Source organism: Bacillus salacetis (genome assembly GCF_049177075.1).
GTDB lineage: Bacteria > Bacillota > Bacilli > Bacillales > Bacillaceae_B > Rossellomorea > Rossellomorea salacetis_A.
The window spans coordinates 1558279-1572308 of record NZ_CP185377.1 but is presented as its reverse complement, the minus strand read 5'-3'; the positions used below and the strand labels follow the sequence as shown (position 1 = coordinate 1572308).

Genomic DNA, 14030 nt, shown 5'->3' with positions numbered 1-14030 from the left:
TTCATTCATTATCCAGTATTTTGACAAGCCTTTTCCTTATCATGACCTGTTTCAAGTTTTCAACTATGACCATTATATTCATATCGAATAAAGGCATAACCTTGCAGGAAACACAAAGATGAAATTGATTAGAAATACTTTTTCCCTACTATCATATCAAAAATATGTATATTTATCTTTAAAAATCCGGAAATACTCTACTCCGTATATAAATCCTGCGAAAGTATGGATAAGATGCAAAAAACCCCCTGAATAGAGGGTTTTTGCTTTAGATTGTTTGAATGAATCAAACTTCCAAGATTTCTTTTTCTTTATCTTTCGCAATGGAATCAATTTGATTGATATGGTCATCTGTCATTTTTTGAACATCATCAGAGTAACCGCGAAGGTCATCTTCTGTGATCTCACCGTTCTTCTCTAACTTTTTCAAGTCATCGTTTGCATCGCGTCTGATATTGCGGATTGCTACCTTCGCATCTTCTGATTCTTTCTTCACCAATTTAACGAGGTCCTTACGGCGTTCCTCTGTCAATTGCGGGATTACGATGCGCAGAATGTTTCCATCACTTGTTGGTGTGATGCCTAAATCTGATTTTAAGATCGCTTTTTCAATATCTCCAAGTGAGGACTTATCATATGGCTGAATGACAAGCATCCTTGCTTCAGGAACAGAAATACCAGCTAACTGGTTTACGGGAGTCGGTGCTCCGTAATAGTCAACAGTTATCTTATCCAGTAAAGAAGCATTAGCTCTTCCCGCACGGATAGAAGCCAATTCTCTTGTGAAAGTTTGAATCGCTTTTGTCATTCTTTCTTTAGTATTGGACATAATTTGACTTGGCATTATGCTTTCCCCCTTACGATTGTTCCGATTGATTCACCCATGACGGCGCGTTTAATGTTTCCATCTTCAGAAATAGAGAAGACAATAAGCGGAATATCATTATCCATGCATAAAGATGATGCAGTGGAATCCATGACCGCGAGACCTTCCTTGATCACTTCCAGATATGACAGCTCATCATATTTCACGGCATTTGCATCCGTTTTAGGATCAGCTGTATATACCCCATCCACGTTATTTTTGGCCATAAGGATTACTTCCGCTTCAATTTCCGCAGCTCTTAATGCAGCAGTTGTATCAGTAGAGAAGTAAGGATTCCCTGTACCGGCAGCAAAAATAACTACACGTTTTTTCTCTAGATGACGGATTGCCCTGCGGCGGATGTAAGGCTCAGCTACCTGACGCATATCGATAGAAGTTTGAACACGTGTTTCAATACCGATCTGTTCAAGGCTGTCCTGCAGTGCCAAGGAATTCATTACGGTAGCAAGCATTCCCATATAGTCAGCTGAGGCACGATCCATCCCCATTTCACTGCCGACTTTTCCACGCCAGATGTTTCCGCCGCCTACTACTACCGCAACTTCTACACCAAGCTCAGCAATCTCTTTTACATCTTCTGCGACACTTTTAATGATGGCTGGACTAAGTCCGAATCCTTGTTCACCAGCAAGTGCTTCACCGCTTAATTTTAATACTACTCTTTTGTACTTTGGAATGCTCATTTGAACCTCCATATGTAGTTATTTTTTGGTCGAATGCCTGTCAGGCTTTGAAAAAGAGGGAACACACAGTGTGTTCCCCTTTTGGAATAAAGTAGACCCTGTGGGTTACTTCTTATTTACTTGGCTCATAACTTCATCAGCGAAGTTTTCCTGGCGTTTTTCAATGCCTTCTCCAACTTCATAACGAACGAAATCTGTTAACACAGCACCTTTAGACTCAAGGAATTGACGTACTTTTTGATCAGGGTTTTTAACGAATGGCTGATCAAGGATACATACATCTTCGAAAAACTTGCCAAGACGGCCTTCTACCATTTTAGCTACGATGTTTTCAGGCTTGCCTTCATTAAGAGCTTGTTGAGTAAGCACTTCGCGCTCACGCTCAACTTCTTCTTCAGAAACCTGGTCGCGGGATACATACTTAGGGTTTAACGCAGCAGCATGCATTGCAACATCTTTTGCAGCGTCAGCATCAGTTGTACCTTCAACAACAGTTAGTACACCGATTCTTCCGCCCATGTGCAGGTATTCACCGAAAGCATCGTTATCAGATTTTGTGCGGATCGCAAAACGGCGAAGAGTGATTTTCTCACCAATTTTAGCGATAGCAGAATTGATGTATTCACCAACAGTGCTGCCGTTTTCCATTTTTTGATCAAGAGCTTCTTCCACGTTAGCCGGCTGGTTTGTCAGCAGGTGTTGAGAAAGATCTTTAACCACTGTTTGGAAGTTTTCGTTTTTAGCAACGAAATCTGTTTCAGCATTCACTTCAAGGATAACAGCTGTGTTTCCTTCACTTTGAATGTAAGTAGTACCTTCAGCTGCAATGCGGTCGGCTTTCTTAGCTGCCTTTGCGATACCTTTTTCACGAAGAAAGTCAATTGCTTTGTCCATGTCGCCGTCAGTTTCTTGTAAAGCTTTTTTACAATCCATCATTCCAGCGCCAGTTTTTTCACGAAGTTCTTTTACCATTTGCGCAGTAATTGCCATAATGATTTTCCTCCTTTGAGTATATTATGTAAGCTTATAAATGCTTGTACTCTTCTTTTTAAAAAAAGGTGATAAGGGGTATCCACTCATCACCTTTTCAGATGAACCGTACCAAGTATGATCCACAGCAGTTTCTGCTAATGTAAGGTGCAGATTATCTGTCTTCCATATAAGCCGGTCTTTAAATGCTTTTGATTACTCAGCTGCAGTTACAGCTGCTTCTTCGCCCTGCTTAGCTTCAAGGATGGCATCAGCCATTTTTGAAGTAAGTAGTTTAACCGCACGGATTGCATCATCGTTTGCAGGGATTACTACATCGATTTCATCCGGGTCACAGTTTGTATCAACAATACCAACGATCGGGATGTTCAACTTGCGTGCTTCCGCTACAGCGATACGCTCTTTACGAGGATCGATGATGAATAGTGCGTCAGGAAGTTCTTGCATATCTTTAATTCCGCCAAGGAATTTAACTAAACGCTCATGTTCTTTTTTCAATTGTACTACTTCTTTCTTCGGAAGAACTTCAAAAGTTCCGTCTTCTTCCATCTTTTCGATTTGCTTCAGACGGGAAATACGCTTTTGAATTGTTTCGAAGTTAGTCAGGGTACCACCCAACCAACGCTGGTTGATGAAGTACATTCCTGCACGTTCTGCTTCTTCTTTAACAGACTCTTGTGCTTGTTTCTTAGTACCTACGAAAAGAACTTTACCGCCGTTACCAGCTAATTCTTTAACGAAGTTGTAAGCTTCTTCAACCTTTTTAACTGTTTTTTGAAGGTCAATGATGTAGATGCCGTTACGCTCTGTGAAGATATACTTCTTCATTTTAGGGTTCCAACGGCGAGTCTGGTGACCGAAATGAACACCAGCTTCAAGCAATTGTTTCATAGAAATTACTGACATGTGTGTTTCCTCCTAATTGGTTTTTATTTTCCTCCGCTCATGATCGTCTCCAGGCAGAAACTTTTTTCAAGCACCTTCCGCCAGAATCCCGTGAGCGTGTGTAATCACACCGTTAATTACTATAGCACAGTCATATGCAGCAATCAAGAAATTTATTTTTTATTTTGTCGAAACTTCAATAAAAGCTCGATTTCAGTAATACCCCTGCCTAATTCTTTCGCAATATCATCGAGAGTATACCCTTTTTCTTGCAAAGTTTGGATTTGATTGTATACCGTATCTTCCTTTGAAGGTTCGACTGGAGGGATATGCTTTTCACTGTCTATGCTTTCTTCTTTCACGGTATTTTGTGAATAAGCTTTCACTGCATTTTGACGCTTGTAGGAGTGGTTGTTAATTGCCTTGTTTTCTACTCCCGCTTCATGATGGTGATTGTGATCATTTTGCGCTTTCTCAGCAGCTTGTTTGATTTTCTCCACTTTTTCCTGGCTTCGGCTGAAGTTTCCTTCGTTTACAGCCTGAAACTGCTGGATAAAGCGCTCATTATCCTCTTTCATTTCAAGCAGATATGAGGATATGATATCCTCCATTTCCCGGACGGCCTTTTCTTGCCGTTTCTCAACCTCAAGCAGCCTGTTCTGCCTGGTATATAGAATGACAATCGCCAAAAGGGCTGCAATATTCAAGATAAAAGAAATAAAAATTAAAAGTGTTTGCATCAGTTCACCCTTTATCTTTATTCAGTAGTATAGTTGATTCACTTTTTGAACCTTCGCCGCTTGCTTTTAAGCAAGTAGATTGCGAAGCTTGAAAATCGCTTTGGAATGGATCTGGGAAATCCTTGAAGTCGATAAACTCATGACTTCCCCGATTTCGGTCAGTGTCAGCTCTTCATAATAGAACAGGCTGAGCACCATTTGTTCCTTTTCTGACAAAGACCGGATTGTCTCTGTCAATTCTGAAATATTTTCTTTTTTGACCAGTTCGGCTTCAGGCATTATTGTATGGGCGTCTTTTATTGAAAAAGAGTGCTGGCCATCATTTTCCTCATCAGTAACCTGCTCATCTATCGAAAGAACATTTGCAAGGAAGTATTCGTTCATGGTCTGAAATACTTCCCCTTCCTCCATCTGCATTTCCTGAGCAATCTCCTCAGGGGTTACATGACGGAGCAGCTTCTGTTCCATCGTCTCAATCTTAGCTTCAATTTTCTTTGCCCTCTCTCTTGTGGAGCGAGGAAGCCAATCCTCTTTCCTAAGGCCGTCGATAATGGACCCCCTTACCCTGAAAGAAGCATATGTATCAAATTTTAAATCTCTTGAAGGATCGAACTTCTCCAATGCATCCAACAGGCCCATCAAGCCGAGACTTTTCAAATCTTCCCTGGAAACATTTTTGGGCAGGCCGACAGAGATCCTTTGAACATGATATGAAACAAGGGGCAAATATTTTTTGACCAGCATATCCCCAGCATGTGGATCTTTCGATTTCTTCCAAAGGTCCCAATAGGTTTGTTCATCTGCTGCAGAGGGTTGAGACATTGTACTCCTCCTCCCGGTATTCAAGATTGGCTGTATTTATAACTCGTGCTATATTTTAAAATTTTTGATATTGAACCTGCCATCAAATGTCTTTGGTTCCCTTATTTACGGTACGTACATTCAATAAACAAGTATCAAGATGAAATTCAATGGTCCTTCCGTTATTGCCCCCTGTATCCTCAGCTGCTATAGGAATTCCCAATTGTCCGAGTGCTATTTTCACAGCTTCCACATTTCTTGGTCCGATCCGCATTAATTCAGAGCCGGAAGTAAATTGGAACATTTGTGCTCCACCCGCAATTTTTGCTTTCAAACGACTGAGCCTGCCTCCATGGAAAATCATGAGCCTTACTAACTCAGTGATTCCTGTATCAGCAAATTTAGCCAGATTGAAATTGTTTTCTTTCGCCAAGCTAGAAGAGGGAAGCATGACATGCACCATCCCCGCAAGGTTAGCCCCCTCATCATAGAGGACGACTCCTACACAGGAACCCAGTCCTGACGTCCTGACCGACTGGCCGCCTTTGACGATCTTCAAGTCCGCTATACCAACTCTTATTACTTCTTGAATAAGATTCACGATTCTACTCCCAGTGATTTAAAAATGATATCAAACGATTTCGGGTCAGGCAGCAAAAAGAAGTGGCCCTTAACACTTTCCGCTTCAGCCAACTCATCCTCTTTAAGAGCGGTATCAATCACAATAGCGTTGTCACTGGTTTGGGAAACTTCCAATAGACCATAACTTATGATGGCTCCTGCCATATCGACCGATAGAGCAGGGACCGATGGATAGATGTTCAAATTCGTGAAATCACTCAGTGATGAAAGGTACGAACCTGAAAGTATATTGCCCAGTTCCTGCATGGCTGATAATCCAAGCTCTGAATACGGCGGCCGCTCAAAAGAAAAGTCTTTCTCCCCTGTCATCTGATGTATGAAGCGGGAACCCTGTGTTAATGGGAGAACAAAAAACATACTTCCAGGAGCATCCCCTTCAATACGCAGGAACACGCTGACAACTACATTATCTGGACCTCCAGCCATTTCCATCATTTCATCAAACGAAACAACTCTGACTTGAGGAACTTTCATATCAACTTTCTTATTCAATAGAGTTGAAAGAGCAGTTGCCGCATGCCCTGCACCAATATTGCCGATTTCCTTAAGTATATCCAGATGAAGGCTGGTTACCTTTTGGTCAATTCCCATTATTCCAAACCCCAATTTAATAGATTTATTGTTTATTTACGGAAAAGGCAAGGAGAGAGCTGTGTCTGCTGCTGCCTGGTAAACTTGTGTGGACGGGTATGATATTTTTCAGTTTAAGACTGCTTCCAGATTCAAGAGGACAAGAAGCCGCTTTTCCAGTTTGGCAACACCGCTGATATAATCAGCTCCTACTGTTCCGACGACCTCCGGCTGGGCTTCGACAGCTTCAGCAGGAATATCGAGAACGTCGTTGGCTGCATCCACTACCAGTCCGACTTCCATATCATTAAAACCAGCAATGATTATCCTTGTATCCTCTGAATTCTCTTTTTCAGGAAGATCGAAGCGGCTTCTTAAATCAATGACAGGAGTAACGACTCCCCGCAGATTGATGACTCCCCTTACAAAACGCGCCGCCTTCGGGACACGGGTGATGTGCTGGATTTTCTCAATAGAACGTACTTGGCTGACTGGTATTGCATACTCTTTTTCCATAAGTTGAAAAACAATCACTTTTAAGTCAGCAGGTGCTGTAGCATTTTCACTCATTATCGCTGCCCCCCGTTATTTGATTAATACGTTGCAATCTACAATTAGAGCTACCTGGCCATCACCAAGGATAGTTGCTCCCGAAATCGCAAATACATCAGTAAGATAATTCCCAAGTGATTTCAAAACTACCTCTTGCTGGCCGATGAATGAATCAACAACCAAACCGGCCATTCTGTCTCCTTTTCGGACAATGACAACAGAGTGGAACTCATCCTCTTCTCGTTTAGCCACTTCGAATACATCTTCCAAGAATAGCAGCGGGACGACTTTTCCCCTGAAGTCAATTACTTTCTGGTTGTGCGCGTTCAAGATATCTTCCTTTTTAATGATGGCGGTTTCAATGATGGAGGATAATGGGATTGCATACTTTTCTTTTTCCACTTCAACCAGCATGACCGAAATAATGGACAGCGTAAGCGGCAGCTGGATCGAAAAAGTGCTTCCTTCACCCAGTTCGGAATCAATTGTAATTGAACCGCCCAATGATTCTATTGTTGCTTTTACAACGTCCAGTCCTACACCTCTGCCTGATATATCAGAGATCGTTTCGGCTGTTGAAAAACCGGATGCCAGGATTAGTTCATATACTTGACGGTCAGGTAGAGAAGAAGCTGTTTCTTCCGTTACAACTCCTTGAGAGACTGCTTTTTTCAACACTTTCTCCCTGCTGATTCCGCCGCCGTCATCTGAAATCTCAATAAAGACATGATTTCCGCTGTGGTATGCCTTCAACGTTACAGTACCTTCTTCAGGCTTTCCATTCTGCCTGCGGATTTCAGGAGTCTCGATTCCATGGTCGATGGCATTTCTCAATAAGTGAACAAGAGGGTCGCCGATTTCATCAATGACTGTCCGGTCTAATTCTGTTTCAGCCCCGACGATTTCCAACTCAATCTTTTTGTTGAGATCCCTTGCAAGCTGCCTGATCATCCGAGGGAATCGGTTAAACACCGTTTCTACAGGCACCATTCGCATATTAAGAATGATATTCTGCAAGTCTCCTGAAATCCTTGACATCCTTTCAACGGTTTCATTTAACTCTGGATGATTAAGATCATTTGAGATTTGTTCAAGCCTTCCCCTGTCTATGACAAGCTCTTCAAACAGGTTCATTAGAATATCAAGGCGTTCTATGTTTACCCTGATGGTCTTATTTCCTGCGGCTGCTTGCTTGGAAGGAGCAGGTTCTTTCCTCTCGTCCTTTTTGGCATTGTGAAGTGCCGATGTTTCTTCCATTTTGTTCGGCTGTCGTTCCGGCATCTCTTGCCTTGAAGGAACGTTTATATCATGATTAATAGAAGGCTGTTCTTTTCCCTTCTCCAGTTCAACCAGGCGGACACTAACATTATGTACCTCTGAAACTTTCAGGATTTTGTTCTTGATGTCTTCTTGAGATTCTATCGTAACAATGCTTACCAGGAAGCTCTGGTCGAAATTTTCTTCCTCCAAAACATTTACAGCAGGAATTGATTTTATTACTTCTCCGCACTTTTCCAGAACTTCAAAAACCATGAAGACCCTGGCAGCTTTCAGGAGACAGTCTTCTCTCAGAGTTACAGAGATTTCATAACATTGGAAACCCTGTTCTTTTGACTGTTGAATGACCGTCTGCTCAAATTGATCATATTCAGGATGATAAGTAACGGCTGTTTCAGCTTCCATTACGGCAGCAGCAGCTTCATCCATGGCTTTAAGGCTGCCTAAAGATTCCCCTTTTTCTATCATTGCAAGCTTTTGGACAATTTCTGAAACCTCACGTTTTCCATCTCCACCTTCTGCAATGGAAAAAACCATTGCTTCCAGGTCGTCCACAGCCATGAAGACAACATCAAGAATGAGCGATGATACTTTGATTTTGCTGTTTCGGATAGCGTCCAGGACATTTTCCATCTGGTGGGTCAGATTGGCCAGATCCTCGTAACCCATTGTAGCTGCCATCCCCTTCAAGGTATGAGCAGATCTGAATATTTCATTAACAATCGACAGGTCTTCAGGATTCTTTTCAAGTTCAAGCAATTGTACATTACACGTTTGCAAATGTTCTTTACTTTCCTCAATAAACACCTCTAAATACTGGTTCATTTCCATGAGTTCCACACCTCTCTAGGGCATATACTTCATAATGCATCCGGCTATATTTTCTATGGATTCGATTTCATCTACAAGATTGGTAGAAACGGCAGCTTTTGGCATCCCATAAACAATACAGGATTCTTCTGCCTCTGCAATTGACTTAACAGCGCCATTCCCCTTCAATTTTACCAGACCTTTGGACCCGTCAGAACCCATGCCTGTCATAATAACGGCAATCTTGTCATAATTTGTTATTTCGCTGACTGATTCAAACATGACATCCACAGCAGGGCGATGACCGCTCCGCGGGAGTTCAGAGTCGTCCAATACCGCCATTAATCCGCCTCTTTTTTCCTCTACCTTCAGATGGAAACCCCCGGGTGCGATATAAGCTGTCCCCTTCTCCAACACCTCTCCATGCTCAGCTTCTTTTACAGTGATTTTGGAAAGTGAATTCAACCTGTTTGCCAGTGACTTAGTAAAGCCCGGCGGCATGTGCTGGACGATAAGAATTGGTGCCTGTATATCCGAAGGGAGAGAGGTCACAACCTGCTGCAGGGCTCTCGGACCACCTGTAGAAGTACCAATGCAGATGATTTTATCCGTGTGCTGATTCCATGGGGGCAAGGTGCTGCTGCTTGGAGCCTTTGCTTCAGACACTGCGTTAAATATCCCATTCTTCTCTTTACTATCTCTGGAAAGCCTGGCTATTGAAATACTGCCGGCATTCAATACCTTGGCGACCAACTCTTCTTTAACTTTATGTAAATCAAGCGAAATGGCTCCTGAAGGCTTTGCTATAAAATCTACTGCACCGTGATTCATGGCTGTGATGGTATTCTCGGCTCCCTCTTTCGTTGTCGAGGAGAGCATAATAACCGGCAAGGGGTGTTTTTCCATAATGATTTTCAAGGCTTCTATTCCATTCATTTCAGGCATTTCAACGTCTAATGTCACTACATCGGGAGCAAATTTTTCGATTTTCAATAAAGCATCTTTCCCGTTCCGTGCCGTCCCCACCACCTCCAAATCCGGTGAGGTGGACAGGAAATCCGTAATGAGTTTTCTCATAAAGGCTGAATCATCAACCACCAGGACTTTTTTCCGAATCATTCAACCGTTCCTCCTGAACAGAATCCTTTTCAAGTTTGAAATGAATCCTTTTTTTTCTGAAGATGTGTATGTGGTATTACCGGAAAGGTATTGTTCAAGTACACGGCAGATCGACAAGGATATGGCAGATTGCGGAAAGGAAGTCAGTAACGGGACTTGCTGAGTGACTGCTTTCCGAACGGCCCTATCCTCAGGCAGAACACCAAAAAGATACACTTCCTTGTTTAAGAATTTAACCATCGCCAGCTTCAACCGGTTTAGTGTATCAATTCCCTCATTTTCACTTTCCGCTCTATTGCAGATGAGATAGAATTGTTTCTCTTTATCTTTCATATAAATATACTTCATCATGGAGTACGCATCTGTCACTGCTGTTGGTTCAGGTGTTGTCACAACAAAAATGTCATCTACGGCCATCAGTAATTCCATCGTATGATGTGCAGCTCCTGCCCCCATATCAAAAACAATATATTCATAAGAATGAACAAGCGATGAAAGGGCATTTAACAGTCTCTCAATATCAATATCGTCCCATTCCACTATATTATGAAGACCATTTCCTGCACTTATATAGGAAGTCCCGTCTCCGTCAGTGAAGATGATTTCTTCTATCTTCGTTTCCGGGTTGTTTATGAAGTCTGTAATCGTTTTATCAGGCTGTTTGCCTAAAATGATATGAATATTCCCCATTCCAATATCCATATCGAATAACAGGACTTTCCTGCCCTTATTTTGCAATGCAAGGGAGAAGTTTACAGCAAAATTCGATTTGCCAACCCCTCCCTTTCCGCTGACCACTGCTATTGTCTTTGCGCTTCTTTGCTGTGATTCAAGAATTTTCAATCGTAACCCTTGCGCTTGATCTATCATTTTTCCTTACCTTCCATCACCAGATCCACAATTCCTTTTGGAGATGCTTCCGATATATCTTCCGGAACGTTCTGTCCCGCGGTAATATAAGCTGCTCCCTTTTCGCGGGATCTTATAATGTTATACATGGTTCCGTAACTCGACGTTTCGTCTATTTTTGAGAAGATGAATTTCTCAATGGGTATGGTGGAAAAGTTATTGATAATTTCATTTAAATCTTTTTCTTTTGCAGTCATTGATAACACAAGGAATGTTTCCATATCATTTTCAAAGTCAATCATTTTTGCCAGATCCTGTACATACTTCTCTTCTCTAAAATTCCTTCCGGCTGTGTCGATGAAGACCACATCATAATCACTGAATTTTTCAATCGCCTTTTGAAAATCAGCAAGTTTATACACCACTTCGAACGGAACATTCAATAGCTGTGCATAAGTCTTTAATTGTTCAATGGCCGCAATCCGATATGTGTCAGTTGTAATGAATGCAATTTTTTTCCGTTTTTCCAAAACTGCTTCTGCAGCCATTTTCGCGAGGGTAGTCGTCTTGCCAACCCCTGTTGGCCCTATTACATTCACATACTTTTTCTTATAACTGGTTCCTCCAAAAGGAAGAATCTCGAGTTTGCTCATCATTAATCTTGAAACAGCAGCATTCAACTCAGGAGCTGATAAGGCATCTTCTCCTTCACAAAGACTCATAAGATGCTCCCCTGCTTCATGAATATACCTCTCGTCCACTTCCTGGTCTTTAAGAAAAAGAAGGAGATGACGGATGTTTACCGGATAATGTTCAAAACCATTATTGATTTTTAATTGTTGTACAATCGATTTAAGTTCGGATATTTCCTTTTTTAACTGGAGTGGACTGCTGCCATCATCCACCTTTGGTTCCTTCTTCATAACAGATGGAGCAGCTTTTTCTTCAGGTTTATTCTGATAATTCTTGCTGCGCTTCTCTCTTTTCTCCTGTTTAGAAACTGGATCGACAGCAGCAATCACTTCAATGTTTTTCTTTTTGAATAAACCAAGGACCCCTCCAGTGTAAATGACCTTTGAATTTAAAATGACCGCACTTTCTCCCAGTTCTCCCCTTATCTTCTTCATGGCTTCAGGCATGGAGGGTGCTGTATACTTTTTTACTTTCATTCAATATTCACCAACCCTAAACTTTGGACTTCTACATTTGCTTCCAACTCATTATAAGAAAGCGTCGGAACCTGAGGGAAATACCGTTCAATCAACTGACGGACATACATCCTGATGGCAGGAGAGCATAAGATGATCGGTGACTCCTCCATCATGGATAACTGCTCCACCTGAGATGCCAGTGCCTCAAGTATGCGCTGGGAATCGTTCGGGTCCATAGATAAGTAATTTCCATGCTCTGTCTGCTGGACAGCGTCGGCAATCATTTTTTCTATTCTGCCTGAGAGGGTAATCACTTTAAGAGTCCCTCCCTGATCGACAAATTGAGACGTGATCTGCCGTGCCAACGCCTGGCGCACATATTCTGCCAATAATTCAGTGTCTGTACTCATCTTTCCATAGTCTGCCAATGTTTCAAAGATGATTGGAAGGTTTCTGATCGATACATTTTCCCTTAATAATTTTGCAAGTACTTTCTGAACTTCTCCAACTGATAACGGATTTGGAGTCACTTCTTCGACTAAAATCGGATAGGATTCCTGAAGATGGTCAATAAGCTGTTTAGTTTCCTGTCTGCCAAGCAGCTCGTGCGCATTGTTCTTAATGACTTCAGTAATATGGGTTGAAACTACTGATGGAGGATCGACTACGGTGTAACCGAAAATTTCCGCCTGCTCCTTCATGTCTTCCCCGATCCACTTAGCAGGAAGGCCAAAGGAAGGCTCGATGGTATCAATTCCTTCGATAGACTCGTCCTCCACCCCCGGGCTCATTGCCAGGTAATGGTCGAGAAGCAGCTCTCCCCTTGCCATTTCATTTCCTTTGATTTTCAATCTATATTCATTCGGCTGCAGTTGAATATTATCCCTGATACGTACAACCGGAATAACTAATCCTAGTTCTATAGCAAGCTGTCTCCGTATCATCACGACCCTGTCAAGAAGATCTCCCCCTTGATTGGCATCTGCCAGAGGAATCAAACCGTATCCGAATTCGAACTCGATTGGATCCACATTCAGGAGGTTAACCACACTCTCAGGACTTTTCATTTCATCCTGTTCTCTTTCTTCTTCCATTTCAATCAAGTCTTCTTCATCTTCTTTCGGCGCTCTTGACAGCATATAGCCTCCAACTCCAAGTGCAGCAGCTACCGGAATTGTCAGGATGTCATTGATCGGTGTAAATAATCCCAGCAGGAAGATTGTTCCCCCTGCTACATATAACATAGGGGGAAAAGCCAGAAGCTGATCGATGATGTCTTTACCAAGATTTCCATCCGAAGCTGCTCTTGTGACGACAATACCAGTGGCAGTGGAAATTAACAGTGCCGGTATCTGACTCACTATGCCATCTCCGACTGTCAGTAAGGAATACCTTGTTGCAGCTTCACCGATAGGAAGCCCCTGCTGGGTCATACCGATGATGATACCAAAGATCAAGTTCATCAAGACTATGATGATTCCGGCGATTGCATCCCCTTTTACGAACTTGGAAGCACCATCCATTGCTCCGTAAAAGTCTGCTTCCCTGCTCACCTTTTCGCGGCGGTCCCTTGCTTCATGTTCGGAGATGATACCGGCATTCAGATCGGCATCAATACTCATCTGTTTCCCCGGCATGGCATCAAGGGTGAAACGTGCTGCAACCTCGGAAACACGTTCTGAACCTTTCGTGATAACGATAAATTGAATAATAATTAGAATAATAAAAACAACAAGACCCACGAGAACGTTACCGCCGACTACGAAGGTTCCGAACGTTTCTACGACATCTCCTGCTTCCCCGTTACTCAAGATGGAACGGGTCGTTGATACATTCAGGCCCAGCCTGAATAATGTCAATAACAATAACAGGGATGGAAAGATGGCAAATTGCAGCGGCTCATTCATATTCATTGAAGTAAGAAGCACTAGTAATGCCAAGGAAATATTAATAATGATCAGGACACTTAACAGCCAAGGCGGAAAAGGAATGATAAGCATGGCTACTATGAGGATGACACTGAATAGTACGGATAAATCTCTTGCTGACAATTGCATTCCCCCCTATCTTCAGC

14 protein-coding genes are annotated in these 14030 nt (G+C 42.3%); all 14 read right to left on the bottom strand.

The window, feature by feature from the left end; all coding sequences use genetic code 11:
* Window positions 1–286 precede the first annotated feature (286 nt).
* Window positions 287–844, bottom strand: a complete 558-nt coding sequence (frr, locus tag ACOJQI_RS07970) for a ribosome recycling factor (protein WP_421384635.1) — start codon at window positions 842–844, stop codon at window positions 287–289.
* Window positions 844–1569 (bottom strand): UMP kinase, encoded by a 726-nt coding sequence (pyrH, locus tag ACOJQI_RS07965; protein WP_421384633.1) that lies wholly within the window; start codon window positions 1567–1569, stop codon window positions 844–846. The genes frr and pyrH overlap by 1 nt, the downstream gene beginning before the upstream one ends.
* 105 nt (window positions 1570–1674) lie before the next feature.
* Window positions 1675–2559 (bottom strand): translation elongation factor Ts, encoded by an 885-nt coding sequence (tsf, locus tag ACOJQI_RS07960; protein ID WP_421384631.1) that lies wholly within the window; start codon window positions 2557–2559, stop codon window positions 1675–1677.
* Between the two features lie 195 nt (window positions 2560–2754).
* Complete coding sequence (gene rpsB, locus ACOJQI_RS07955) at window positions 2755–3465, bottom strand: 30S ribosomal protein S2 (RefSeq protein ID WP_113929918.1); 711 nt, start codon at window positions 3463–3465, stop codon at window positions 2755–2757.
* A 152-nt stretch (window positions 3466–3617) separates the two neighbouring features.
* Window positions 3618–4184, bottom strand: a complete 567-nt coding sequence (locus tag ACOJQI_RS07950; RefSeq protein WP_421384629.1) for a hypothetical protein — start codon at window positions 4182–4184, stop codon at window positions 3618–3620.
* Between the two features lie 66 nt (window positions 4185–4250).
* The gene (locus tag ACOJQI_RS07945) at window positions 4251–5006 is read right to left on the bottom strand and encodes a FliA/WhiG family RNA polymerase sigma factor (RefSeq protein WP_421384628.1); all 756 of its coding nucleotides are present in this window, start codon (window positions 5004–5006) and stop codon (window positions 4251–4253) included.
* An 82-nt stretch (window positions 5007–5088) separates the two neighbouring features.
* Window positions 5089–5586 (bottom strand): chemotaxis protein CheD, encoded by a 498-nt coding sequence (locus ACOJQI_RS07940; protein ID WP_421384626.1) that lies wholly within the window; start codon window positions 5584–5586, stop codon window positions 5089–5091.
* Window positions 5583–6218: a chemotaxis protein CheC gene (locus ACOJQI_RS07935; RefSeq protein WP_421384624.1), complete on the bottom strand. Its 636-nt coding sequence runs from the start codon at window positions 6216–6218 to the stop codon at window positions 5583–5585. Before ACOJQI_RS07935 ends, ACOJQI_RS07940 begins: the two co-directional genes overlap by 4 nt.
* Before the next feature lie 108 nt (window positions 6219–6326).
* The gene (locus tag ACOJQI_RS07930; RefSeq protein ID WP_421384623.1) at window positions 6327–6767 is read right to left on the bottom strand and encodes a chemotaxis protein CheW; all 441 of its coding nucleotides are present in this window, start codon (window positions 6765–6767) and stop codon (window positions 6327–6329) included.
* A 15-nt stretch (window positions 6768–6782) separates the two neighbouring features.
* A complete protein-coding gene (locus tag ACOJQI_RS07925) occupies window positions 6783–8858 on the bottom strand; it encodes a chemotaxis protein CheW (RefSeq protein WP_421384622.1) in 2076 nt (691 codons plus the stop codon).
* Between the two features lie 15 nt (window positions 8859–8873).
* Window positions 8874–9956 (bottom strand): protein-glutamate methylesterase/protein-glutamine glutaminase, encoded by a 1083-nt coding sequence (locus tag ACOJQI_RS07920; protein WP_421384620.1) that lies wholly within the window; start codon window positions 9954–9956, stop codon window positions 8874–8876.
* Entirely contained in the window at window positions 9957–10826 is an 870-nt protein-coding gene (locus ACOJQI_RS07915) for a MinD/ParA family protein (protein ID WP_421384619.1), read from the bottom strand. It abuts the gene before it with no gap.
* The gene (gene flhF / locus ACOJQI_RS07910) at window positions 10823–11974 is read right to left on the bottom strand and encodes a flagellar biosynthesis protein FlhF (protein ID WP_421384618.1); all 1152 of its coding nucleotides are present in this window, start codon (window positions 11972–11974) and stop codon (window positions 10823–10825) included. Before flhF ends, ACOJQI_RS07915 begins: the two co-directional genes overlap by 4 nt.
* Window positions 11971–14007 carry a flagellar biosynthesis protein FlhA gene (flhA, locus tag ACOJQI_RS07905; protein WP_421384616.1) on the bottom strand — a complete coding sequence of 679 codons (2037 nt, stop codon included), beginning with the start codon at window positions 14005–14007 and terminating at the stop codon, window positions 11971–11973. The genes flhF and flhA overlap by 4 nt, the downstream gene beginning before the upstream one ends.
* Window positions 14008–14030 lie beyond the last annotated feature (23 nt).